General features: G+C 72.7%; 24 protein-coding genes. 18 read left to right on the forward strand and 6 right to left on the reverse strand.

Annotated features, from left to right (window positions below):
* Window positions 1-62 precede the first annotated feature (62 nt).
* The 6 genes from aspS to ACIPN7_RS21665 all read left to right on the forward strand — a co-directional run bounded on the left by aspS (window position 63) and on the right by ACIPN7_RS21665 (window position 5,535).
* Complete coding sequence (gene aspS / locus ACIPN7_RS21640; protein WP_400547236.1) at window positions 63-1,862, forward strand: aspartate--tRNA ligase; 1,800 nt, start codon at window positions 63-65, stop codon at window positions 1,860-1,862.
* On the forward strand, window positions 1,859-2,635 hold the full coding sequence (locus tag ACIPN7_RS21645; RefSeq protein WP_400547046.1) for a GNAT family N-acetyltransferase: 777 nt from the start codon (window positions 1,859-1,861) through the stop codon (window positions 2,633-2,635). Before aspS ends, ACIPN7_RS21645 begins: the two co-directional genes overlap by 4 nt.
* A 101-nt stretch (window positions 2,636-2,736) precedes the next feature.
* Entirely contained in the window at window positions 2,737-3,363 is a 627-nt protein-coding gene (locus tag ACIPN7_RS21650; protein ID WP_400547049.1) for a DUF4190 domain-containing protein, read from the forward strand.
* 132 nt (window positions 3,364-3,495) lie between these two features.
* Window positions 3,496-4,062 carry a DUF4190 domain-containing protein gene (locus tag ACIPN7_RS21655; RefSeq protein WP_400547052.1) on the forward strand — a complete coding sequence of 189 codons (567 nt, stop codon included), beginning with the start codon at window positions 3,496-3,498 and terminating at the stop codon, window positions 4,060-4,062.
* Window positions 4,063-4,187: 125 nt separating this feature from the next.
* Window positions 4,188-4,877 carry a DUF4190 domain-containing protein gene (locus ACIPN7_RS21660; RefSeq protein WP_400547054.1) on the forward strand — a complete coding sequence of 230 codons (690 nt, stop codon included), beginning with the start codon at window positions 4,188-4,190 and terminating at the stop codon, window positions 4,875-4,877.
* Between the two features lie 61 nt (window positions 4,878-4,938).
* Window positions 4,939-5,535 carry a DUF4190 domain-containing protein gene (locus ACIPN7_RS21665; protein WP_400547057.1) on the forward strand — a complete coding sequence of 199 codons (597 nt, stop codon included), beginning with the start codon at window positions 4,939-4,941 and terminating at the stop codon, window positions 5,533-5,535.
* Window positions 5,536-5,561: 26 nt separating this feature from the next.
* Here ACIPN7_RS21665 and ACIPN7_RS21670 read toward each other — a convergent pair whose 3' ends face one another.
* Window positions 5,562-6,968 carry an FAD-dependent monooxygenase gene (locus tag ACIPN7_RS21670; protein ID WP_400547060.1) on the reverse strand — a complete coding sequence of 469 codons (1,407 nt, stop codon included), beginning with the start codon at window positions 6,966-6,968 and terminating at the stop codon, window positions 5,562-5,564.
* Window positions 6,969-7,075: 107 nt separating this feature from the next.
* Between ACIPN7_RS21670 and ACIPN7_RS21675 the strand changes: the two genes are divergently transcribed.
* From ACIPN7_RS21675 to ACIPN7_RS21700, 6 genes are all read left to right on the forward strand, one after another.
* Window positions 7,076-7,648 carry a TetR family transcriptional regulator gene (locus ACIPN7_RS21675; protein WP_400547063.1) on the forward strand — a complete coding sequence of 191 codons (573 nt, stop codon included), beginning with the start codon at window positions 7,076-7,078 and terminating at the stop codon, window positions 7,646-7,648.
* 115 nt (window positions 7,649-7,763) lie between these two features.
* Entirely contained in the window at window positions 7,764-8,231 is a 468-nt protein-coding gene (locus ACIPN7_RS21680) for a DoxX family protein (protein ID WP_400547066.1), read from the forward strand.
* Between the two features lie 234 nt (window positions 8,232-8,465).
* On the forward strand, window positions 8,466-10,055 hold the full coding sequence (locus tag ACIPN7_RS21685; protein WP_400547069.1) for an ABC-F family ATP-binding cassette domain-containing protein: 1,590 nt from the start codon (window positions 8,466-8,468) through the stop codon (window positions 10,053-10,055).
* 87 nt (window positions 10,056-10,142) lie between these two features.
* Window positions 10,143-11,156 carry a chitinase gene (locus ACIPN7_RS21690; RefSeq protein WP_400547072.1) on the forward strand — a complete coding sequence of 338 codons (1,014 nt, stop codon included), beginning with the start codon at window positions 10,143-10,145 and terminating at the stop codon, window positions 11,154-11,156.
* 194 nt (window positions 11,157-11,350) lie between these two features.
* Window positions 11,351-12,682 carry a ricin-type beta-trefoil lectin domain protein gene (locus ACIPN7_RS21695; RefSeq protein ID WP_400547074.1) on the forward strand — a complete coding sequence of 444 codons (1,332 nt, stop codon included), beginning with the start codon at window positions 11,351-11,353 and terminating at the stop codon, window positions 12,680-12,682.
* Window positions 12,682-13,977, forward strand: a complete 1,296-nt coding sequence (locus ACIPN7_RS21700) for an alginate lyase family protein (protein WP_400547077.1) — start codon at window positions 12,682-12,684, stop codon at window positions 13,975-13,977. Before ACIPN7_RS21695 ends, ACIPN7_RS21700 begins: the two co-directional genes overlap by 1 nt.
* Window positions 13,978-14,012: 35 nt before the next feature.
* On the opposite strand, the gene ACIPN7_RS21705 is transcribed toward ACIPN7_RS21700, so the two are convergent.
* The gene (locus tag ACIPN7_RS21705; protein WP_400547080.1) at window positions 14,013-14,483 is read right to left on the reverse strand and encodes a DUF6314 family protein; all 471 of its coding nucleotides are present in this window, start codon (window positions 14,481-14,483) and stop codon (window positions 14,013-14,015) included.
* Window positions 14,484-14,573: 90 nt separating this feature from the next.
* On the opposite strand from ACIPN7_RS21705, the gene ACIPN7_RS21710 reads away from it, so the two are divergent.
* Both ACIPN7_RS21710 and ACIPN7_RS21715 read left to right on the forward strand, forming a co-directional pair.
* A complete protein-coding gene (locus tag ACIPN7_RS21710) occupies window positions 14,574-16,688 on the forward strand; it encodes a M3 family metallopeptidase (protein WP_400547083.1) in 2,115 nt (704 codons plus the stop codon).
* Between the two features lie 60 nt (window positions 16,689-16,748).
* Window positions 16,749-18,098, forward strand: a complete 1,350-nt coding sequence (locus ACIPN7_RS21715; RefSeq protein WP_400547086.1) for a M20/M25/M40 family metallo-hydrolase — start codon at window positions 16,749-16,751, stop codon at window positions 18,096-18,098.
* 63 nt (window positions 18,099-18,161) lie between these two features.
* Here ACIPN7_RS21715 and ACIPN7_RS21720 read toward each other — a convergent pair whose 3' ends face one another.
* A complete protein-coding gene (locus tag ACIPN7_RS21720) occupies window positions 18,162-18,377 on the reverse strand; it encodes a DUF5703 family protein (protein WP_400547089.1) in 216 nt (71 codons plus the stop codon).
* Window positions 18,378-18,494: 117 nt separating this feature from the next.
* Here ACIPN7_RS21720 and ACIPN7_RS21725 point away from each other — a divergent pair, with 117 nt between their 5' ends.
* A complete protein-coding gene (locus tag ACIPN7_RS21725) occupies window positions 18,495-18,827 on the forward strand; it encodes a primosomal protein (RefSeq protein ID WP_400547092.1) in 333 nt (110 codons plus the stop codon).
* Window positions 18,828-18,861: 34 nt separating this feature from the next.
* Here ACIPN7_RS21725 and ACIPN7_RS21730 read toward each other — a convergent pair whose 3' ends face one another.
* Window positions 18,862-19,836 (reverse strand): aldo/keto reductase, encoded by a 975-nt coding sequence (locus ACIPN7_RS21730; protein ID WP_400547095.1) that lies wholly within the window; start codon window positions 19,834-19,836, stop codon window positions 18,862-18,864.
* 68 nt (window positions 19,837-19,904) lie between these two features.
* On the opposite strand from ACIPN7_RS21730, the gene ACIPN7_RS21735 reads away from it, so the two are divergent.
* The 3 genes from ACIPN7_RS21735 to ACIPN7_RS21745 all read left to right on the forward strand — a co-directional run bounded on the left by ACIPN7_RS21735 (window position 19,905) and on the right by ACIPN7_RS21745 (window position 22,538).
* A complete protein-coding gene (locus ACIPN7_RS21735) occupies window positions 19,905-20,825 on the forward strand; it encodes an undecaprenyl-diphosphate phosphatase (RefSeq protein WP_400547098.1) in 921 nt (306 codons plus the stop codon).
* A 64-nt stretch (window positions 20,826-20,889) separates the two neighbouring features.
* A complete protein-coding gene (gene mshC / locus ACIPN7_RS21740; RefSeq protein WP_400547100.1) occupies window positions 20,890-22,200 on the forward strand; it encodes a cysteine--1-D-myo-inosityl 2-amino-2-deoxy-alpha-D-glucopyranoside ligase in 1,311 nt (436 codons plus the stop codon).
* Window positions 22,201-22,322: 122 nt separating this feature from the next.
* The gene (locus tag ACIPN7_RS21745) at window positions 22,323-22,538 is read left to right on the forward strand and encodes a hypothetical protein (RefSeq protein WP_285102381.1); all 216 of its coding nucleotides are present in this window, start codon (window positions 22,323-22,325) and stop codon (window positions 22,536-22,538) included.
* Window positions 22,539-22,615: 77 nt separating this feature from the next.
* Here ACIPN7_RS21745 and ACIPN7_RS21750 read toward each other — a convergent pair whose 3' ends face one another.
* Window positions 22,616-23,494 carry a PAC2 family protein gene (locus tag ACIPN7_RS21750; RefSeq protein ID WP_285102380.1) on the reverse strand — a complete coding sequence of 293 codons (879 nt, stop codon included), beginning with the start codon at window positions 23,492-23,494 and terminating at the stop codon, window positions 22,616-22,618.
* 105 nt (window positions 23,495-23,599) lie between these two features.
* A complete protein-coding gene (locus ACIPN7_RS21755) occupies window positions 23,600-23,887 on the reverse strand; it encodes a hypothetical protein (RefSeq protein ID WP_397396417.1) in 288 nt (95 codons plus the stop codon).
* Window positions 23,888-23,985: the final 98 nt, after the last annotated feature.

Genomic DNA, 23,985 nt, shown 5'->3' on the forward strand with positions numbered 1-23,985 from the left:
AAGGGGCCTCGGCGGTGACTAGAATTCTCGGGACCCTCAACCCACGCTGGAAGGACTTCTTCGTGCTCCGCACCCACACGGCCGGCTCACTGCGGGCCGAGCACATCGGCCAGACCGTCACCCTCACGGGCTGGGTCGACCGCCGCCGTGATCACGGGGGAGTGGCGTTCATCGACCTGCGCGACGCGTCCGGCATCGCCCAGGTCGTCATCCGCGACGAGGAGATCGCCCACCCGCTGCGCGCCGAGTTCGTGCTCCAGGTCACCGGCGAGGTCGGCCGCCGCCCCGAGGGCAACGCCAACGCCAACCTCGCCACCGGCGAGATCGAGGTCGTCGCCACCGAGGTCGTCACCCTCAACGAGTCCGCGCCGCTGCCGTTCCAGGTGTCCACGGCGCTCGCGGACACCGAGGTGATCGGCGAGGAGGCGCGCCTCAAGCACCGCTACCTCGACCTGCGCCGTCCGGCACCCGCGCACGCCCTGCGCCTGCGCGCCAAGGCCAACCAGGCCGCGCGCCGCGTGCTCGACGAGCAGGACTTCGTCGAGATCGAGACGCCGACCCTGACCCGGTCCACCCCGGAGGGTGCCCGCGACTTCCTGGTCCCGGCCCGCCTCGCGCCCGGCTCCTGGTACGCGCTGCCGCAGTCGCCGCAGCTCTTCAAGCAGCTCCTCATGGTGGGCGGCATGGAGCGCTACTACCAGATCGCGCGCTGCTACCGCGACGAGGACTTCCGCGCGGACCGCCAGCCGGAGTTCACGCAGCTCGACGTCGAGATGAGCTTCGTGGACCAGGAGGACGTGATCGCCCTCGGCGAGAAGATCCTCCAGGCGCTCTGGGCCCTGGTGGACGTCGAGATCCCGACGCCCATCCAGCGCATCACGTTCCACGAGGCGATGCGCCTGTACGGCACGGACAAGCCCGACCTGCGCTTCGAGAACCCGATCGTCGAGCTCACCGACTACTTCAAGGCCACGCCGTTCCGCGTGTTCCAGGCCGAGTACGTGGGCGCCGTCGTCATGGCCGGCGGGGCGGCCCAGCCGCGCCGCCAGTTCGACGCCTGGCAGGAGTGGGCCAAGCAGCGCGGCGCGCGGGGCCTGGCGTACGTGACCTTCACGGAGGAGGGCGAGCTCGGCGGCCCCGTCGCCAAGAACCTGTCCGACGACGAGCGCGCCGGCCTGGCGGCCGCGACCGGCGCCCAGCCCGGCGACGCCGTGTTCTTCGCCGCGGGCAAGACGTCGGAGGCGCGCGGCCTGCTCGGCGCCGCCCGCCTCGAGATCGCGCGGAAGCTCGGACAGATCGGCACGCCCGAGACGGATGACGCCTGGTCCTTCGTGTGGGTCGTGGACGCGCCCCTGTTCAAGCCGGCCGGCCAGGATGACGACGTCGACCTCGGCTCGTCCGCCTGGACCGCCGTGCACCACGCGTTCACGTCGCCCACGCCCGAGTGGATCGACACCTTCGAGAAGGAGCCGGGCGAGGCCCTGGCCTACGCCTACGACATCGTCTGCAACGGCAACGAGATCGGCGGCGGCTCGATCCGTATCCACCGCCGGGACGTGCAGGAGCGCGTCTTCGAGGTGATGGGCATCGGGCACGAGGAGGCGCAGGAGAAGTTCGGCTTCCTGCTCGACGCCTTCGCGTTCGGCGCCCCGCCGCACGGCGGCATCGCGTTCGGCTGGGACCGCATCGTGTCCCTGCTGACGAAGTCGGCCTCGATCCGCGACGTCATCGCGTTCCCGAAGTCGGGCGGCGGGTTCGACCCGCTGACGGCGGCGCCGGCGCCGATCACGCCGGAGCAGCGCAAGGAAGCCGGCGTCGACTTCACGCCCGAGGCCGCACCCGTGGCGGCCCCCACGGCGTGACCCGGCTCGGCGGCCACGGGCTCGACCACGTCTTCCACCGGGCGCGCTCCGACTTCTTCGAGGTCATGCGGGCCTGGACGGACGAGGCGGGTCCGGACGACGCCGGCGCGGCCGCCGTCGTCGAGCTCGCCGACCCGACGGGGGAGCAGCCCGGCCGGTGGCTGAACGCCGTCGGCCGGGCCGACCGGCTGGCCCGCCTCCTGACCACGGTGGTGCCCGACGGCGACGTCGTGGCCGCCACGGTGACCCGTGGCACCGGGACCCTGGCCGGCGAGACCCTCGCCGGCTGGGGCCTCGTGCCGGACTCCACCTGGGACCGCATGGTCACGGAGGTGGCGCCGCCGGTGCGCGCCGGGTCGCCGGGCGTCGAGGTGCTGGACCTCGACCGGCACACCGACGAGATCGTCGACCTGCTCGCCCGGGCCAACCCGGGCACGCGTTCCGGTGCCCAGGGACCCCGCGCGCGCCTGGCCCGCTGGTACGGGGTGCGTGCCCCGGCGTCCCCCGGGGCGCGCGCCGGCGCGCTGGTCGCCGTCGGATCGGCGACCCCGACCCCGACCGGGTCCGTCCACCTGGGGTCGATCGGGACGGACCCGGCGCGCCGAGGGCAGGGGCTGGGCAGCGCCCTGACGGCCCGGATGACGGCGGACGGCGTCACGGAGCGCGGGCTGGTGACGCTCGGCCTCTACGACGACAACGCGCCCGCGCGCCGCGTCTACGAGCGCCTGGGCTTCGTGCTGGCGCACGAGGTGGAGACCTGGCGGCGCGGGTGAAGGCCCTGCCGCCCGGGCAGGTCCGCGTCATCCCTGGTTAGGTGGAGGTGGGGCACCGGTCCCGGCGCCCCAGCTCCCTGACTGGAAGGGAAGGCAGCCTCATGACCGAGAACGAGGGCGGTACGCCGCGCGATCCCCAGCCGGAGACGCCGCCTACGCAGCCGTTGCCCGGGTCGACCCCCGCACAGGGTCCGGACCCGACGCCCACGCAGCCTCTTCCGGGTGAGCCGTACCGCGCGGAGCAGCAGCCCACCCCGCCGCAGCCCGCCGGACAGCAGCCCCCACCTCCTCAGCAACCCACCCCGCAGAATCCGAACCCGGTCCCGCCGTCCGGTCCCGACGCGGGCCCACCCTACGGACAGCAGGGCGTCCCGACGCCCTACGGCCAGCCCGGCGCACCCGCCGCACCGCAGTACGGCTACGGGCAGACGCCGCCCAAGAACGACCTGGGCGTGTGGGCGCTGATCACGGGCATCCTCAGCTACGTGTTCTGCCCGCTCCTGCTCGGGATCGCGGCGATCATCACGGGCACCATGAGCCGCAGGGCCGCCGACCAAGGCCTGGCGAACAACCGCGGCATGGGCACCGCGGGTCTGATCCTGGGCTGGATCAACGTGGCGCTGGTCGTGCTCGCCATCGTGTTCTTCGTCATCGCGCTGGCGGTCGGGCTCTTCTCCGGCGGCCTGAACGGATGGGAAGACATGGACCCCAACGACTGGAACTACTGACCTGGAAACCGTGCGAACACGGGTAGGTCTCCCCGCGCGGTTTTCCTGCCGCGCGGGGCGTCCTACCTGTAGGTTTGGCACCTCCGGGCCGGACCCGTCCCCCGGCTCACCGTAAAGCAGAGAGGTAGCACGATGACCCAGCCTGACGGCGGCCAGTCGCCCTACGACCCGCCGCAGCAGCCGCCCGAGCAGGGACAGCCGGCGACGCCCGCGCCGGGCTCGGTCCCCGGTCAGCCCGCCCCGTACCAGCAGGCGCCGTACGGACAGCAGCCGTACGAGCAGCAGCCGCCGGTCTACGCACAGGGCGGTCAGCCCGCCTACGGCGCGCCGCTGCCGAAGAACAGCCTCGGCGTCTGGTCGCTCGTGCTCGGCATCCTGTCCGTGCTCGGCTGCGGTCTGCTCACCGGTATCGCGGCGATCATCACCGGTACCAAGTCCCGGCAGGCGCAGCGCGAGGGTCTCGCGGACAACGGCGGCATGGGCCTCGCCGGCCTGATCATGGGCTGGATCGGGACGGTGCTGGTCACCCTCGGCGTGATCGCCTACATCGCGTTCGCGGCCTTCCTCGTGTCGACGCCGGAGTTCCAGGAGGGCTTCGAGCAGGAGTTCCAGGACAGCTACGAGCAGGAGCTCGGCGACTCCGGCGCGACCATGGACCCTGAGCTCCAGGAGCTCATGGACGAGCTCGAGAACAGCTGAGCCCGCTCCGCAGCAGCCGGTCAGCCCGCCGCACCCGAGGTGAGAACTCCCTCCGTGGTGCGGCGGGCTGACCTGTCGTCTCCCGCCTGCGCCGTGTGGCGCGCCCGAGCATGGAAGGCAGCACGATGACCCAGCCCGACGACGGGCCCGGCCCGCAGGACCCGAACGACCAGCCGGCCGCCCCGCAGCAGGCGGTGGAGCAGACGGCGCCGGACCAGCCGACGGAGGAGCAGACGGCGGTGGATCAGCCGACGGTGGACCTGCCCGCGGTCGCGCCCGCACCCCCGGCGCCGCCCGCCGGACCCGCCTACGGGTACCCCGCGCAGCCGCCGTCGGGCCAGCCGGTCCAGTACCCGTCCGGCCCGTACGCCTCGGGCCAGGGGCAGTATGCGTCCGGCCCGTACGCCTCGGGCCAGGGGCAGTACGCCTCGGGCCAGTACCCCTCCGGTCAATACGCCTCCGGTCAGGTGCAGCCGTACCCGCCGCAGGGCCCCGCGCCGTACCAGTACGGCGCGCCGCCGCAGTACGGCTACCCCGTCGCGCCCCCGAAGAACGACCTCGGCGTCTGGTCGCTCGTGACGGGCATCCTGAGCTGGATCCTCTGCCCGCTCATCCTGGGCATCGTCGCCATCGTGACCGGGAACGCCAGCCGCAAGGCGGTCCGCGAGGGCCTGGCGAACAACCTCGGTATGGCGACGGCGGGGCTGGTCCTGGGCTGGATCAACGTGGCGCTGACCGGCGCCGCGGTGCTGGTCTGGATCCTCTTCCTGGTGGTCGGGCTCCTCGGGGCGGCGTTCTCGGTGACCCAGGTATGACCGCGCTCCGGTCGCTCGCGGCAGCACACGGCATCCCGCGCACCCCGTGGAAGGGGGAGGCATGACCCAGCCCGACGAGTGGAAGTCGCCCTACGACCCGCCGAAGCAGCCGGACGCCCCGCAGCCCGGCCCCGGCCCCGCCTATGGGCCGGGACCCGGCCCTGCGCCGGGCCAGGCCGAACCGCAGAGTCCCTACCAGCAGCCGTACGGTCAGCCGTACCAGCAGCCCGAGCAGCAGTGGGACCAGCAGGGACAGCCCTACCCGGCCCAGCCCTACCCGGCTCAGCCCTACCCGGCCCAGCCGTACCCGGGGCAGCCCTACTCGTACGGCGCGCCCTACGGGTACGCGGCCCCGCTCGAGAAGAACGCACTCGGGGTCTGGTCCCTCGTGCTGGGCATCCTCAGCGTCTTCCTGCTGTTCACCTGCGGCATCGGGGTCCTGGCCGGCATCCCGGCGGTCATCACCGGCCACCTGAGCCGCAAGGCGCAGCGGGAGGGCCAGGCCGACAACGGCGGCATGGCACTGGCCGGCATCATCACGGGCTGGGTGACGATCGGCCTGACGCTGCTCGCGGTCGTCGGGCTCGTCGTCCTGTTCAGCATCCCGGAATTCCGGGAGGGCTTCTTCAGCGAGTCCACCTCCAGCTACGAGTACTGAGCCGGCACGCGGCCCGCGGCCGCGGGTCACGCACCCGCGGTCGCGTCGGCCACGTAGCCGTCCGGGCGCACCAGCAGGGCGGTCGCGCCGCCGTCGGACCGGCGGACGACGACGCGCTCGGCCGGGTCGACCTCGCCGGGCGCGGCCGGCAGGCCGGGAGCCGGCGCCCCCGCCGGGGCGACCAGGACGAACCGCCCGGCCCGGAGCGCCTCGGCGAGTCGCGACCCGCCCTCCAGCGGGAGGTCCCGCGCCCTGGTGCCGACCAGCGGGTGCGCCCCGCGGGGGCGCGGGTAGGCGACGCCGAGGGCGGAGATGGTCAGCGCCGCCCGACGCCGGACCGGCGCCACCCGGGAGACCAGGCCGACGACGCCGCGCCGCACCGCTGCGACCAGCGGCCCCGGAAGTGTGGCGACGCGCAGGATCCCGCCGCTCGTGCGCAGTACCTGCTTGCCCACGGGGTGCCGCTCGGCCTCGTAGCCGTCGAGCACGGCGTCCGCCGCGTCGGTCGGCAGGCGTAGCGCGGCGGCGAGGCGCCAGCCGAGGTTCGCGGCGTCCTGCATGCCGGTGTTCATGCCGAGCCCGCCCGCGGGGCTGTGCACGTGCGCGGCGTCGCCGGCGAGGAAGACGCGGCCCGCGCGGTAGGTGGGGGCCTGGCGCTCGTCGGCGTGGAAGCGAGACAGGAACCTCGGCTCGCTCATGCCGTAGTCGTCGTGCAGCGTGGCGCGGGCGATGGCACGCACCTCGTCGAGGTCGACCGGCTCGTCCTCGCTGACGTCGCGGCTGCCGTGCCAGCCGATGAACCGGTACCAGCCGTCGCCGAACGGGGCGAGGAACCCGAGCGAGTCGTTCGCGGCGGCGACCGTGAGCAGGTCGGCGGGCTGCCGCGCCAGCCGGACGTCGGCCAGGACCATCGACCGGATCACGGCCCGGCCGGGGAACGGGATGCCGACGGCGTCGCGCACCGTGGACCGCGCGCCGTCGGTGCCGACGACGTACCGGGCGCGCAGGTGAGGGCCGTCGGCGGTGGTGACCGTGACGCCGTCGTCGTCCTGGGCCAGGGCCGTGACCCGGGTGTCGTGCCGGAACACGGCGCCCGCCTCCTCGGCGCGGCGGCGCAGCAGCCGCTCCACCTCGTACTGGGGCGTGACGAGCACGTACCGGAACCGGGACGGCAGGCCCGCCAGGTCGACGGTGAGCCGCTGGAAGAGCCGGAGGCTGCCGACCCGCTGCCCGCGCGTGAGCAGCTCGTCCGCCAGGCCCCGGGCATCGAGCACCTCCAGGCTGCGCGCGTGCACGGCGAACGCGCGGGTCAGGTTGCTCAGCCCGGCCGGCCGCTGCTCCAGGACGGTGACGGGCGCCCCGGCCGTGGCGAGGTCCCCGGCGAGCAGCAGGCCGGTGGGTCCGGCCCCGACGACTACGACGTCCGTGTCCATGATGTCCTCCTGGGGTACGGGGTCAACGAGTGTTTGCCAACGCTTGTTGACCAACGTAGCGGACCGGTTCGGCAAAGGTCAACGGATGTTGGCATACAGTTGTTGGCATGACAGACACGGATGCTCCGCGGCGCCGGTCGGACGTGACCCGCGCGTCGATCCTGGACGCGGCCCGCGGGCGGTTCGCGGCCGACGGCTACGAGCGCGCCACGGTGCGCGCCATCGCGCAGGACGCCGGGATCGACCCGTCGATGGTGATGCGCTACTACGGCTCCAAGGAGGGCCTGTTCGCGGCGGTCATCGACGTGGAGCTGGTGCTCCCGGACCTGGCCGCGATCCCCGTGGACGACGTCGGGGCGGTGCTCGTGGGGCACTTCCTCGACCTCTGGGAGCACGACAGCGTGCTGCAGACCCTGCTGCGCGTGGGGGTGACGAACGAGGCCGGGGCCGCACGGATGCGCGACGTGTTCTCCGGTCAGATCCTGCCGCTCGCCGAGCGGTTCGTCGTGACCCGCGAGGACGCGGCGCGGCGCGCCGCACTGGTCGCCTCGCAGGTGCTCGGCATGGCGCTGGTGCGGTACGTGCTGCGGTTCGGCCCCGCCGCGGACCTGACCCGGGCGGACGTCGTCGCCTGGCTGGGGCCCACCGTGCAGCGCTACCTTACGGCGCCGGAGCCCTGACCTCGCGGCCCCGCGATCTGCCGCTGTTAAACGGCTAGCGCCGTGTTCTCCGGGCGGGCCGCGCCGTACGTTTCCGGGACCGCGCCGCCGACGTCGCAGAAACGGAGACCACGCCATGTCCCTCGATACTTCCGGCTCCACGCGCACTCCCGCCCGCACCCCCGCCCGGACCGTCCGGCCCGTCGTCCGGCGGGCGATGCCCGTCGTCCGGCGAGCGGCGCCTGTGCTCGGGTGGGTGGTCACGCTGGCCGTCGCGGCCCAGCTCGCCCAGGGCGCCTACGGCCAGCTCACCGAGTCCGAGCGGTCGGTCGGCATGTTCGAGGCCATCGGCTATCCGGCCTCCGCGGTTCTCCTGATCGGCGTGCTGCAGGGGGTCGCGGTGCTGCTCTACGTGGTGCCCTGGACGGCGTTCCTCGGTGCGCTGCTCCTGACCGCCTACCTGGGCGGGGCCGTGGCTGCGCACGTCCGCCTGGAGGACTCCCTGGCGTACACGCTCACGCCCGTCCTGTTCGCCGTGGGCATCTGGGCCGCGCTGTTCCTGCGCAGCGAGCGGATCCGCCGGGCCGTGCTCACCGGACGGTGACCTCGTCGGGGCGTGCCGTGATTCACGTTGCGCCCCGGCGTCGTCCCATGTCAGGCTGTGTGCGCTCCTGCGGGTGTGCCGCGCGTGTGAGGGAGCTACGGACAAGGACTGTGATGACGGGCATCTCCCGGTACGAGAACACCTCGCGCTGACGCCTGCCCTCCACGAGGGCACCGGGCGTCGGCACCATGCCACCTCCCGGGAGTCCCTGCTGTGTTGTCCAACCCTTCTGTCGTGCTGCACGACGTCACCTTTGCCTGGCCCGACGGCGCCGTCGCGCTCGATCACGTCTCCGGTGCCTTCGGCCGCGGCCGTACCGGCCTGACCGGCCTCAACGGGGCCGGCAAGTCCACCATGCTGCGCGTCGTCGCCGGCCTGCTCGCGCCCACCTCCGGGCGCGTCGCGCTGAGCGGCACCGCCGACTACCTGCCGCAGCGCATCACGCTCGACGTGCACGCCACGGTCGCCGACCTGCTCGGCATCACGCCCGTCGTGCGGGCGCTGCGCGCCATCGAGTCGGGTGACGTCGACGAGGCGCACTTCGACGTCGTCGGCGACGACTGGGACGTCGAGGAGCGGGCCGTCGCGCTGCTGGCGTCCACCGGCCTGCCCACCGGCCTCGACCGCTCGGTCGCCACGCTGTCCGGCGGCGAGACGATGCTGACCGCGATCACCGGCGTACGGCTGCGCCAGTCCAGCGGGGCCGCCGCCGTCGCGCTGCTCGACGAGCCGACGAACAACCTGGACGGCGCCGCGCGCGAGCGCCTGTACGAGCTGGTCCGCGGCTGGCGGGGCGCGCTCGTCGTGGTCTCGCACGACCTGGCCCTGCTGGAGCTGATGGACGACACGGCCGAGCTGCGTGCCGGGTCGCTGACGACGTTCGGCGGCCCGTACTCGGAGTACCGGGCGTGGCTCCAGGTGCAGCAGGAGGCGGCGGCGCAGACGTTGCGCGCGGCCGAGCAGACGCTGCGCCGCGAGAAGCGGCAGCGGATCGAGGCCGAGGAGCGCATCGCGCACAGCGAGCGCAAGGGCCGCAAGGACGCCGCGAACAGCAAGTACGTCAAGGCCGTGATCAACGACCGGCGTAACAGCGCGGAGAAGTCGGCCGGGTCGCGCCGCGGGATGCTGGACGACAAGGTGGACGCCGCGCGCGCGGCCGTCGACCTGGCGGAGCGCGCGGTGCGCGACGACGACCGGATCTCCGTGGACCTGCCGGACCCGGGGGTGCCGGCCGGGCGGCGGCTGGCGGTGCTGCGGGGCGCGGACGGCCGGGAGGTGGTGATCCAGGGTCCGGAGCGGATCGCGCTGACGGGCCCGAACGGCGTCGGCAAGACGACCCTCCTGGAGCGCCTGCTGTCGGGTGCGGACGGCGAGCAGGCGGGTGCGTCCGGGGAGCTGCTGATCGAGCGCGCGGCGTACCTGCCGCAGCGGGTCGACGTGCTGCCCGACGCGGCCTCCGTGCTGGACGCCGTGCGGGAGGGCGCGCCGCACGTGCCGCCGGGGGAGCTGCGCAACCGGCTGGCGCGGTTCCTGGTGCGGGGCGCGGCGGTGGACCGGCCGGTGGCGACGCTGTCGGGCGGCGAGCGGTTCCGGGTGGCGCTGGCGCGCCTGCTGCTGGCGGACCCGCCGGCGCAGCTCCTGGTGCTGGACGAGCCGACGAACAACCTGGACATCGCGAGCACGGACCAGCTCGTGGACGCGCTGTCGGCCTACCGGGGTGCGCTGCTCGTGGTGAGCCACGACGGCGCGTTCCTGGAGCGGCTGGGCCTGGACGCGGAGATCCGGCTGGACGCGGAGGGGAACCTGACGCAGGTGCGGCGGTGACGTGTACGGGTTAACCCTGATGCGCCATTTTTCACCCGCTGTGTACGGTCTCCGTACGAATCCGACCGACATCTTCGGGAGACGACGATGAAGACCAACCCGAGGCGCCTCGCCCTGCTCGGCTCAGTGACCGCGATGGTCCTGGCTGCCGGCGGCATGGTCGGCGCCGCCGCGACGGAGGTTGCCGGAGCCCGGGCCGCCGGGCCGGCCGAGCCGCAGGCCGTGGCGGAGAAGCTGCCTGGTGCGCCCTACCTGTACCTGGGCTGGGGCGACCCGCAGAGCGCCACCTCGGTGATGAGCGAGACCGGGGTCTCGGCGTTCACCATGGCGTTCATGCTGTCGTCCGGCGGCTGCACGCCCGCGTGGGACGGGCAGCGGCCGCTGACCGGCGGTGTCGACGAGCAGACGATCGACGCGATCCAGGCGGCCGGCGGCCAGGTGCAGATCTCCTTCGGGGGCTACTCGGGCAACAAGCTGGGCCCGAACTGCGCCGGCCCGGAGGCGTTCGCGGGGGCCGTGCAGCAGGTCATCGACGCGCACGGCCCCGACGTCGTGGACTTCGACATCGAGAACACCGACGAGTACGAGGACTACGCCGTGCAGGACCGGATCCTGCAGGGGATCGCGATCGTCAAGCAGAACAACCCCGGTGTGAAGGCCGTGGTGACGATCCCGACCACCACGACCGGCCCGGGCGGGGCCGGCTCGCGTCTCATCACGCGGGCCGCCGAGCTGGGCACGCCGATCGACAACTACACGATCATGACGTTCGACTTCGGCGGCTCCGACATGGTGGCCGACACGATCAGCGCGGCCCAGGGCCTCAAGGACCAGCTCAAGGCGGCGCACGGCTGGTCCGACGCCGAGGCCTACTCGTACTCCGGGATCTCCGGCATGAACGGGCTGTCCGACGTCGGCGAGACCACGACGCCCGCGCAGTGGACCGAGATCAGGGACTGGGCCGACGCCAACGGCCTGACCCGGTTCGCGTACTGGGCCGTCAACCGCGACCGGGGCTGCGAGGGCGGCGGCGTGACGTCCAACTGCAGCGGCATCGCGCAGCAGGACCTCGAGTTCACGCGGATCACCGCGGGATTCTGACACCCCGCCCCGCGGTCGTCGGGCACCGGTTCGCGGTGAGCGAGCCGGTGCCCGACGTCGTCCGGCCGGTGCCCGCCGCCGTCGGGGCCCGAACCTGTGTGGTCCCTGTACGGGTTAGCCCCAATGTTGCAGGTGGCAAAGAAGTCGTACGTTCTCCTCACTTACAGGCTTGAAAGTTCATGAGGAGGACGACCATGCAAGCACGTCTACGGCGCCGTGTCCTCGGCGGCCTCGCGACACTGTCCCTGGCCCTCGCCACCGCGCTCGCGCTCGGCGCGGGCGCGCTGCCCGCGCAGGCGGCGACCGGAGCGATCACCGGGTACGGCGGCAAGTGCGTCGACGTCGCGGCGGCGAGCTCCGCGAACGGCACGCAGATCCAGCTCTACGGCTGCAACGGCACGAACGCGCAGAGCTGGGACGTGCGTACCGACGGCACGGTCCGCGCGCTCGGCAAGTGCCTCGACGTCGCGGACGCGAGCACCGCCAACGGCACCCGCATCCAGCTCTGGGACTGCAACGGCAGCGCCGCGCAGACCTGGACGGCCGGCGCGGACGGCACGCTGCGCGCGCTCGGCAAGTGCCTGGACGCGACCGGGCCGAGCTCCGCGGACGGCACGCCGCTGCAGCTCTGGGACTGCTTCGCGGGCGCCAACCAGCGCTGGACGCTCCCGTCCGGCGGCGGCAATCCCGAGCCCAACCCGGCGAAGATGCCGGGTGCGCCCTACCTGTACCTGGGCTGGGGCAACCCGCCGAGCGCCACGTCGGTGATGAGCCAGACGGGCGTGCGGGCGTTCACCATGGCGTTCATCCTCTCGTCCGGGGGCTGCAACCCCGCCTGGGACGGCAGCCGGCCGCTGACCGGCGGCGTCGACCAGCAGACCATCAACGCGATCAAGGCCGCCGGCGGCCAGGTACAGATCTCGTTCGGCGGCTGGTCCGGCAACAAGCTCGGGCCCAACTGCTCGACGCCGGCCGCGTACGCCGGGGCCGTGCAGCAGGTCATCAACGCGCACCAGCCGAACGTCGTCGACTTCGACATCGAGAACTCCGACGAGTTCGAGAACACAGTCGTCCAGGACCGCATCCTGCAGGGTCTGACCATCGTCAAGCAGAACAACCCCAGCGTGAAGATCGCCGTCACGATCGGCACGGGCCGCGGCGGCCCGGAGGGTGCCGGCACCCGGCTGATCAACCGGGCCGCGCAGCTCGGCGTCCCGATCGACAACTACACGATCATGCCGTTCAACTTCGGCTCCTCGAACATCGCGCAGGACACGATCAACGCGTCCGAAGGGCTGAAGAACCAGCTCAAGTCGGCCCGCGGCTGGACGGACGCCCAGGCGTACGCCCACATGGGCATCTCCGGCATGAACGGGAGCTCCGACCAGGGCGAGATCACCACCACCGCGGCCTGGACGCAGATCCGTGACTACGCGCGGAACAACGGCCTCACCCGGCTGGCGTTCTGGTCCGTCAACCGGGACCAGCCCGGGTTCGAGTTCACGCGCATCACGGGAGGCTTCTGATGAGGATCCGCAGCCGTAGGACGTCCGCCCGCACCCTGGTCGTGCTCGCCGTCGCCGTGGGGCTCGCCCTGCCGGCGGCCGCCGCGGGCACGGCGAGCGCCACACCCGGGCCGCGCACCGCCGTCGGGCAGCAGGCGCCCGCCCTCCCGGACGCCGTGCCGGACGCCGGTGCCGACGCCGCTCCGGCGGACGTGCCCGCGGCGTTCACGCACCCGGGCGTGCACGTCAGCGCGCCGCAGCTCGACTTCATCCGGCAGCAGGTGCAGGCCGGCGCCCAGCCCTGGCGCAGCGCCTACGACTCGATGATGGGCAGCCGGTACGCGTCGCTGTCCTACACGCCGCACCCGCGGGCCGTGGTCGAGTGCGGGTCGTACTCCAACCCGAACTACGGGTGCACCGACGAGCGGGAGGACGCCATCGCGGCGTACACCCACGCCCTGGCGTGGTCGGTCACCCGGGACACGCGGTACGCGCAGAAGGCGATCTCGATCATGAACGCCTGGTCGCCGGTGATCCGGGACCACACCAACTCCAACGCCCCGCTGCAGACGGCGTGGGCCGGGTCGGTGTGGCCGCGCGCCGCGGAGATCATCCGGTACACGGGCGCGGGCTGGGCCGCGGCCGACGTCGACAGGTTCGAGACCATGCTGCGCACGGTCTACCTGCCCGAGGTGATCAACGGGTCCAACAGCAACGGCAACTGGGAGCTGTCGATGATGGAGGCCGCCGTCGGCATCGCGATCTTCCTCGACGACCGCACCGCCTACGCGTCGGCGCGGCAGCGGTTCCTGGTGCGGGTGCCCGCGTTCATCTACCTGACCTCCGACGGGTCGGTGCCGCGCACCGTGCCCGGCTCCGGCCGGGACACGCCGGACCAGATCTTCGCCTACTGGCACAACCAGCGCACCCTGGTCAACGGGCTGTCGCAGGAGACCTGCCGGGACTTCACGCACACCGGCTACGGCATCTCGGCGATCTCGCACGTGGCCGAGACCGCCGCGATCCAGGGCGACGACCTGTACCCGCAGGTGGGGGAGCGACTGCGGCACGCGCTCGGGTTCCACTCGACCTACCAGCGGGGCACCGCGGTGCCGTCCTGGCTCTGCGGCGGGTCGGTGCACCTGGGCCTCGGCCCGGTCACCGAGGTCGGGTTCAACGCCCTGCACAACCGGCAGGGGTTCGCGATGAGCAACACGCAGGCCCTCACGGAGTCCACCCGCCCGGCGGGCACCAACAACCTGTTCGTGGCCTGGGAGACCCTGACCCACGCGAACAACCCGAACGTGCTGCCCTGACGTCCCACTCCTTCGAGACCGGGGTTTCTCCGCTTTCACGTGGTCGAAAGCGGAGAAACCCCGGTCTCGAAGGGGCGTGAGTACCAGGTGTGCATCAGGTAGTCCTTCTCCGGGCCGGTCACGTGCCAGCTCAGCTCCCAGGACGACCCCGGCTGCGCCGGGGCCGCCACGCCACCCTGGTACAGGTCCCGGCCGCACAGGTGCTCGACGGCGCCCGCCGTCCACGGGTGGAAGTCCCGGCCGTCCTCGAAGGTCACGCGCCAGCCCGTCCCGGGCCCGACGGCGACCGGCTCGGCCCGGGCAGTGCTGTCCCGGACCAGGAACAGCGTGCGCGACACCGGCGTGCTGCCCGCGGCCCAGCGCAGGGTGCCCTGCTCCGCCCAGCGCACGCGGCCGTCGTCCTCCAGGAAGAACCGGGCCGCGCCGTCGGCGGTGTACCCGGCGCCGTCGGCGTGCCGGATCTCCCGCCGGAACTCCCAGGTGCCGACGAGCCGCAGAGGATCCACGCCCCGACCCTAACCGCTCCGACGCGCGGACCTGCCGACCCCGTGGAAAGCGTGCGGCCCCGGGGCGACCGATCGGCGAGGATGTTCCCCATGACCTCGACCCATGAGACCACCGCGCCCGCGGAGCTGGACCCGGCCAACCCGTTCGCCGCCCCGTCCACGCTGCCGTACGGCCTGCCTGACTTCGCCGCGATCCGCGAGGAGCACTACGAGCCGGCGATCCTGGCCGGCATGGCCGCCCACCGCGCCGAGGTCGAGGCGATCGCCACGAACCCGGAGCCCGCCACCGTCGAGAACACGCTCGAGGCGCTGGAACGGGCCGGGCAGCTCCTGGGCCGGGCCGCCCGGGCGTACTTCAACCAGCTCCCCTCGGACTCGACCCCCGGCCTGGAGGACGTCCAGGAGCGGCTCGCGCCGCAGTTCGCCGCCCACCAGGACGCGATCAACATGGACGCGCGCCTCCACGCACGCGTGCGCTCCCTGGCCGACGCAGCCGCCGCGGGCGACCTCGACCTGGCGCCCGACACCGCGTACCTGGTCGAGAAGCTCATGAAGCAGTTCCAGCGCTCCGGCATCGAGCTGTCGCCCCAGGACCAGGACACGCTGCGCGACCTCAACGCCCGCATCACGACGCTGGAGGCGAGCTTCGGGCGCAAGCTCCTGGCCGGCGCCAACGAGGCGAGCGTGCTCGTGACCGACGAGGCGGAGCTCGCCGGCCTCTCCGCCGACGCCCGGGCGGGCGCCCGGGCCGCCGCCGAGGCACGCGGCCAGGACGGCTGGCTCCTGGAGATGCAGCTCTTCACGCACCAGAACGTGCTGGCCTCGCTGGAGAACCCGACCACGCGCGAGCGCGTGCAGAGCGCCTCCATGGCCCGGGGCGCCACGGGCGGTGACAACGACACCCGCGAGGTGCTGCTGGAGCTCGCCCGGCTGCGCGCCGAGCACGCGCAGCTCCTCGGTTACGAGCACCACGCGGCCTACATCGCCGCGGACGCGACCGCCGGCACCACGGCAGCGGTCAACGAGATGCTCGGGCGCCTCGCGCCCGCCGCCGTCGCCAACGCCCGACGCGAGGCGGGCGAGCTCGCGAAGGTGAGCGGGGCGCCGTCGGGCAGCGGGAGCGCCGACGGCGTGGCCGCCGCCGACTGGTCCTACCTCAACGAGGCCGTGCGCAAGGAGCGCTTCAACCTGGACGACGCCGCCCTGCGCCCCTACCTCGAGCTCGAGCGCGTGGTGCACGACGGCGTGTTCCAGGCCGCCGGCCTGCTGTTCGGGCTCTCCTTCACCGAGCGCGCCGACCTGCCGGGCTACCACCCGGACGTCCGGGTCTTCGAGGTGTTCGACTCGGTCGAGCCGGGGGAGCCGGGCACCGGTCTCGGGCTGTTCCTCGCCGACTTCTACACGCGCGAGTCCAAGCGGGGCGGCGCCTGGATGGACAGCCTCGTCGTGCAGAGCGACCTGCTGGGCGAGAAGCCCGTGGTGGTCAACAACCTGAACATCGTCAAGCCGCCGGCGGGCGAGCCGACGCTGCTCGTGTGGGACGAGGTGACCACCCTGTTCCACGAGTTCGGGCACGCGCTGCACGGCCTGCTCAGCGACGTCCGCTACCCGTCGCAGTCCGGCACCTCCGTGCCGCGCGACTTCGTCGAGTACCCCTCGCAGGTCAACGAGATGTGGTCGTGGGAGCCGCGGATCCTGACGTCGTTCGCCGTCCACCACACCACCGGCGAGCCGATGCCGGCCGAGTGGGTCGACACCATGCTCGCGTCCCGGGTCTGGGGCGAGGGCTTCTCGACCACCGAGTACCTCGCCGCCGCGCTGCTCGACCAGGCGTGGCACCAGCTCACGCCGGACCAGGTGCCGACGTCGGTCGAGGACGTGCTGCCCTTCGAGGCGGCGGCGCTCGCCGCGGCCGGCGTCGACTTCGCCTCCGTGCCGCCGCGGTACCGCAGCACCTACTTCAACCACATCTTCGGGGGCGGGTACTCGGCCGGGTACTACTCGTACATCTGGTCCGAGGTGCTCGACGCGGACACGGTGCAGTGGTACGCCGAGAACGGCGGGCTGACCCGGGAGAACGGCGAGGCGTTCCGGCGCAAGCTGCTCGCCCGCGGCGGCTCGCAGGACCCGCTGGCCTCGTTCGAGGACCTGCGGGGGCGCGCCGCCGAGATCACGCCGCTGCTCGAGCGGCGCGGCCTGGTCTGAGTCGTGAGACGCCGGGCCGCGGTGGACCGGCCGCCTTGTGCGGCCGGTTACCGTGGCCCTGTGACTGAGACTGTTCCCACCGCCGCGCCCGTGCCCACCGCCGCCGACGAGGTCATCCGGATCTGCCAGGAGCTGATCCGGTTCGACACGTCGAACTACGGCGACAACGAGGGTCCGGGGGAGCGTGCCGCGGCCGAGTACGTCATGGAGCTGCTGCACGAGGTGGGGCTGCAGCCCGAGCTGTTCGAGTCGAGCCCGGGGCGGGCCTCCGTCGTCGTCCGGCTGGAGGGGCAGGACCGCAGCCGGCCCGCGCTGGTGCTGCACGGGCACCTCGACGTGGTGCCCGCCGCGAAGGACGACTGGAGCGTGGACCCGTTCGGCGCCGAAGTGACTGATGGGCCGACCGGCAGCCTGATCTGGGGTCGCGGCGCCGTCGACATGAAGGACATGGACGCCATGATCCTGGCCGTCGTGCGGCAGATGGTGCGCGAGGGCCGCAGGCCCGCGCGCGACGTGGTGGTCGCGTTCTTCGCCGACGAGGAGGCGGGCGGCGTGTACGGTGCCCGGTGGGCCGTGGACCACCGCCCCGACCTGTTCGAGGGCGCCACCGAGGCGATCTCCGAGGTGGGCGGCTACTCGGTCGAGGTGGGCGGCAAGCGCGCCTACCTGCTGCAGACGGCGGAGAAGGGCATCGCCTGGCTGCGGCTGATCGCCGACGGCCGTGCCGGGCACGGCTCGCAGGTCAACGAGGAGAACGCGGTCACCGAGCTCGCCGCCGCCGTCGCGCGGATCGGGCAGCACGCCTGGCCCACCACGATCACCCCGACCGTGGACGCGCTGCTGCGCGGCGTCGGCGACCTGACGGGGCTGCCCGTGGACTACGAGGACCCGGCCACGATCGACGCCCTGGTGGCCGCACTCGGCCCGGTGGCGAAGTTCGTGGGCGCCACGGTGCGCAACACGTCCAACCCGACCCAGCTCGCCTCCGGCTACAAGGCGAACGTGATCCCGGGCCGCGCCGAGGCGACCGTGGACGTGCGGCTCCTGCCGGGCCACGAGGAGGCGGGGATGGCGACGCTGCGCGAGCTGGCCGGGCCCCGGGTGCGGATCGAGCCGATCCACCTGGACACCGCCCTGGAGGTGCCGTTCGGCGGGTCGCTGGTCGACGCGATGGTCGCCGCGATCGACGCCGAGGACCCGGGCGCCACGGTGCTGCCGTACACGCTCTCGGGCGGCACCGACAACAAGTCGCTGCACCGCCTGGGCATCACCGGCTACGGCTTCGCGCCGCTGCAGCTCACGAACGACCTGGACTTCGCCGGCATGTTCCACGGCGTGGACGAGCGCGTGCCCACCGAGGCCCTCAAGTTCGGCACGCGCGTGCTGGACCGCCTGCTCGCCACCTGCTGACCTGCCCCCGCGCACGTGTCAGACGCTCAGGGCACCCGGGTGACCTGAGCGTCTGACACGGGGTCAGAGGGTCGAGGAGACCTTGATGATCTTGCGGCGGAGCCAGACCTTGCGTCTGCCGCCGATGTAGAGAAGGGTCCGGGCCAGTTCCCAGCGGCCGTACTCGGCCTCGTCGGTGAGCGCCCTGCGGGCGTCCGGCACCGTGGTGTCCGGCTCGAAGGTCACGACGCGGTACTCGTACTGACTGTTCTTGCGGAACACGGAGCCGTCTCTCGCCATCTGATGCACCGTCCTCGGGTCGCGGGTGAGGTCAGTTTATGCCGGTTTGGTTGCAGACCGGTGACAGCAATGAATTTCGTCTGCCCATTGTGGCCCATGGGGCGCTACCTTCAAGGCATGACCGTTGAACCGCGTGCCGCGCTCGACCGCCTCGTAGCCGCACTCGAGGCCCACCACCACGCGGTCGCCACTCGCCGGAGTGACGACGACCCCGCCGTCGACGACGCCTACGACGTGCTTGCCGACGCCTACGAGGTGTACGAGGACTCCCTGGCCACCGTGTTCGGCGAGGTGACGCCGTTCTACCTGGCCGACGAGGTGGACGAGGACGACGACGAGGACGACGAGCCGGACGAGGACCTGGAGGATCTGGAGGATCTCGACTTCGACGACGACCTGGGCGAGGTCGAGGAGTCGGAGGACCAGCCGCAGCCTGCGCAGCAGCGCTGACCCGGCGCGGGCTCAGGCCCGGGCGGTCGCACGGTCACCAGCGTTCCGGATAGCCGATCTCCGGGGCGGAGACGTCGTCGAGCGCGGCGTGCACCTCGTACGGCAGCTCGAGGGACACGGCCGCCAGCGACGAACGGAGCTGGGCGGGCGTCCGTGCGCCCACGATCGCCGACGCGATGCCCTCGCGCTCCAGGAGCCAGGCGAGCGCCACCTCCCCGGCGGCGCGGCCCAGTCCCTCGGCCGCGGTCGCCACGGCCTCGACGACGGCGGACGCCGGCCCCTCCAGGTACGACTGGACGAAGCCCGCCAGCGCCCCGGCGGCCCGTGAGTCGGCGGGGATGGCCCGCCGGTACTTGCCGGTGAGCACGCCGCGCCCGAGGGGCGACCAGGCCAGCAGCCCGGCACCCAGGGCGTCGGCGGCCGGGACGACGTCGCGCTCCACACCGCGCTGGAGCAGCGAGTACTCGAGCTCCACGGCGGCCAGGCCGACGTCCGGCTCCAGCAGCGTCGCCACGCGCGCCGTCGCCCAGCCGGGGTGGTTGCTCAGGCCCACGTACCTGGCGCGCCCGCTGGTCACCGCGATCCGCAGCGCGTTGCAGGTCTCCTCCAGCGACGTGTTGGGGTCGGGGCAGGCCACGAGGAACAGGTCCACGTGGTCGGTGCCCATGCGCGCCAGCGACTCGTCGAGGCTGTCGAGCAGGGCGCCGCGGGAGGCGTCCACGACGCGGCCCGGGCCGCCGTCGGGCCGCGACTCCGACCGGATGCCCGCCTTGGTGGCCAGCACCAGCTCGTTGCGTGCGACCTTGCCGGACAGGAGCGTGCCGATCACGCGCTCGGAGTCGCCGTCGGCGTAGCTGGCCGCGGTGTCGACAAGGGTGCCGCCGGCGTCGAGGAAGTCCCGTACCTGCTCGGCCGCGTCGATCTCGTCGGTGTCGCGGCCCCATGTCATGGTGCCGAGCCCGAGCTCCGAGACCCGCAGGCCCGACCTGCCCACCCGGCGTCGTTCCATGTGCGGCAGGCTACCTGCGCCTCCCGCGGGTGCGTCAGGAGGCGCGCCGTGGGGTAGTGTCACCGCCCGTGACTGCGTGGGAAGCCATCCTTCTGGGCCTGGTCCAGGGCCTGACCGAGTTCCTCCCGATCTCCTCGTCGGCGCACCTGCGGATCGTCGGTGAGCTGATCGGGTCGGGCGACCCCGGCGCGGCGTTCACCGCCATCACGCAGATCGGCACCGAGCTCGCGGTGATCATCTACTACCGCAAGAAGATCGGCGTCATCCTCGTCGCCTGGTTCAAGGCCCTGACGGGCGCCTACGGCAAGGGCTGGCGCGCCCGCACGGGCCTGGGGCCGCGCCCCGGCTCCGTCGAGGTACGGCACGGCCGCCCCGGCGTGATCGCCAACCCGGACGCCGCGATGGGCTGGTACATCATCCTCGGCTCGATCCCGATCGTGGTGCTGGGCCTGCTGTTCGAGGAGCAGATCGAGTCCACGTTCCGGAACCTCTGGCTCACGGTGTTCACACTCACGTTCTTCGGGCTCCTGCTGCTCCTGGCCGACGTGTTCGGTCGCCAGGAGCGCGAGCTGACGTCGCTCACGGGGGCCAGCGCCATCGGCTTCGGCCTGGCCCAGGCGCTGGCGCTGGTGCCGGGCGTGTCCCGCTCCGGCGGCACGATCACCGCCGGCCTGACCATGGGCTTCACGCGGAAGGCGGCGGCGGACTACTCGTTCCTGCTCGCCCTCCCCGCCGTGCTCGGCTCGGGCTTCTACCAGCTCGTCAAGACCGTGGGGGAGCCGATCCCCGAGGGGGCGCCCGGCTGGGGCGCCACGATCATCGCCACCATCATCGCGTTCGGCGTGGGCTACGCGGTGATCATCGGGTTCCTCAAGATCATCGGCAACTACTCCTACAAGCCGTTCGTGTACTACCGGTTCGCGCTGGCCGGGGTGGTCGTGTGGCTGCTGCTGTCGGGCACGATCGACGCCACCGGCGGCGTCGCGTAGAACACACGCCCCGGGGCCCTGACATGGTCGGGGAGTGTCACAGCCTGCGGTTATCGTTGGTCGCGTGCACGCCTGGCCCACACCCCAAGTCCCGCTGCTCCCCGCCCCTGAGGCCGTCGCCCCGGTGCGGGTCCACGACTCGTCGACGGGTGAGCTCGTGGAGGCGGCGCCGGGCCCGCAGGCGCGGCTGTACGCGTGCGGCATCACGCCGTACGACGCCACCCACATCGGGCACGCGAACACCTACGTGACGTTCGACCTGCTGGTGCGCGCCTGGCGCGACGCCGGCAAGGACGTCACCTACGCCTCGAACGTGACCGACGTCGACGACCCGCTGCTGGAGCGTGCCGAGGCGACCGGCATGGACTGGCGTGAGCTCGCGGCCTCGCAGATCGCGCTGTTCCGCGAGGACATGACGGCGCTGGGCGTGATCCCGCCCGCGACATGGACGGGCGCCGTGGAGTCGGCCCAGGACGTCGCGCGCGCCGTGGCGGCGATGCTGGAGTCGGGTGCCGCGTACCGGGTGTCGCTGGAGCCGGGGGCCGGCGGGTCCACGCCGGAGCTGGGCGACGTCTACGCGGACCTCACCGCCGACCCGCGCTTCGGCGCGGTCGCGCACCTCGACCGCGAGCAGGCGCTGGCCACGTTCGCGGAGCGCGGCGGGGACCCGGACCGTGAGGGCAAGAAGGACCCGCTGGACCCGCTGCTGTGGCGGCGTGAGCGCCCGGGCGAGCCCGCATGGGACGGCGGGCCGCTCGGCACCGGCCGCCCGGGCTGGCACATCGAGTGCGCGGTGATCGCGCGCGACGGGCTCGACGTGGCGGCGGGGGAGCGGTTCGACGTGCAGGGCGGCGGCTCGGACCTGCTGTTCCCGCACCACGAGATGTCGACGTCGCACCTCCGTGTCCTGTGTCCGACGTCCGGCGACGGCGAGCCGGCCGGCGCCCGCACGCACGTCCACGCCGGCCTGGTCGCCTACCAGGGCGAGAAGATGAGCAAGTCGCTGGGCAACCTCGTGCTGGTCTCGCGGCTGCGGGACGACGGGCACGAGCCGATGGCGATCCGCCTGGCGCTCCTGGCCCACCACTACCGCACCGAGTGGGAGTGGGACGAGAGCTCGCTGCCTGTCGGCGAGGCGCGGCTCGTCCGGTGGCGCGACGCGGTCTCAGGAAACGGCGGTCCGTCGGCTGACGCCACCTTGGCCGCGGTCCGCGCGGCACTGGCCGACGACCTCGACGCGCCTGCCGCGCTGGCCGCCGTCGACGCGTGGGCTGAGAGTTCCCTGGACCCGTCGCGGGACACCTCCGCCGACGAGGAGGGTGCTCCCGGGATCATCGCGCGAACGGTAAACGCCCTGCTCGGAGTGCGTCTTTGACCCCTCGGGCGCCCCAGTCCGACCCGGTTTCGGCGAGGTAGGCCAGAACCGCGCCGGGCGCCCAACAGGTTAGTTTTGGCCCCTGCTTCCGTTTGCATTTAACCCGGGGCAGGATGGGGAGCATGACGGAGTACGAGGAAGACTTCACGGGTGAGACCCGGGTCACCGTCACGACGGCGCCCAGGTGCAGCACGCGATACCGAGTGGTACGTAACGGACCGGGATACGCACCGGTCTACGACCGCGTCGAGGACGCCGCACGGTGTCTCGAGACATGGGTGGGCTTCCACGGGCCGGACGCAGGAGTGCGGATCGAGCCCATCTCCAGCAGCGCGTGACCGTCACGCCGGACAACATGTCAGAGGCCTGAACCCCGCGGGGGCTCAGGCCTCTGTGCTCTTTCCGGGACCCGCGCTCAGAGCCGTTCGGGCCCGCTGTCCTTGCCGCCGCCGTCGCGCCGGCGCAGGTAGCGCTCGAACTCGCGCGCGATGGCGTCGCCGGACGCCTCGGGCAGCTCGGCGGTGTCCTTGGCCTCCTCGAGCTGGGCCACGTACTCGGAGATCTCCGAGTCCTCGGACGCCAGCTCGTCGACGCCGTGCTGCCAGGCCGCGGCGTCGTCGGGCAGCTCGCCCATCGGGACCGTCTCGCCCAGGATCTCCTCGACGCGCGTGAGGATCGCGAGCGTCGCCTTGGGCGACGGCGGGTTGGCCACGTAGTGCGGTACGGCCGCCCACAGGCTGACGGACTGCAGGCCGCGCTCCGCGGCCTCGTGCTGCAGCACCCCGACGATCCCCGTGGGGCCCTGGTAGGTGTTGGCCTCGATGTCCAGCACGGACTGCAGGCCCACGCTGTCCGAGGTGGCGGTCATCGGGATGGGCCGCGTGTGCGGGACGTCCGCCAGGAGCGCGCCGAGCGTGATCACGGTGCGGACCCCCAGCTCGTCCGCCACGCGCAGCAGCTCCTCGCAGTACTTGCGCCAGCGCATCGACGGCTCGACGCCGTGCACTAGCACGACCTTGCGCTCGCCCACCTGCGCCACCGAGATCGTGGTCGTGGGCCAGGTGATGGAGCGTTTTCCGTCGTCGTCCAGCGAGATGTACGGGCGGTTGACCTGGAAGTCGTGGAACTCCTCGGGGTCGAGCTCGGTCACCTTCTCGGCGCCCCACACCTCGGCCAGGTGCGTGAGCGCCGTCGTGGCGGCGCTCCCTGCGTCGTTCCAACCTTCGAAGGCAGCGAGGAGCACGGTCTGGCGAGGCGAGGCCTGCTCCGGCTGCTCGTGATGCGCGTCGGTCATCCCCCCACCCTAGGGTGTGCGGCGCTCGACGTGACCAGGGGCGCGGCCGCGTTCGCGGACGGGCGAATCCACGGCGCGACGGCGTGTCGGTGCCGGGCCGACGGCTCAGAAGACCGGCACGCCGGCCCGCAGCGCACCGCGTACCTGCACCTCGACACCGCGCCACTCGCCGGACCACAGCGTGTAGCCAGGGTTCATCATCCGCTGGTCGATGGCGTGGTCCAGGCCCAGCGCCCGCGCGATGCTCTCGCCGTCGTCCAGGTGCCAGGGCTGCAGGCACACGCGCTCGGGCGTGACCGTCAGGACCTCGATCCAGTCCGCGCGGACATGCCGCAGCAGGTCGATGACATCGCCAAGACGTTCTGTGACCGACTGCGAGGCAATGGGGTTCACGAGGCTCTCCGGGACACGGGTCGGACAGGTGGACTGGCTGATACCACTGTGCGCCGGGCACATGGGACGTGCCATCGGCAGCGCCCGGGACGTTTCGG

This window comes from Promicromonospora sp. NPDC090134, from assembly GCF_044746965.1.
Taxonomy (GTDB): domain Bacteria; phylum Actinomycetota; class Actinomycetes; order Actinomycetales; family Cellulomonadaceae; genus Promicromonospora.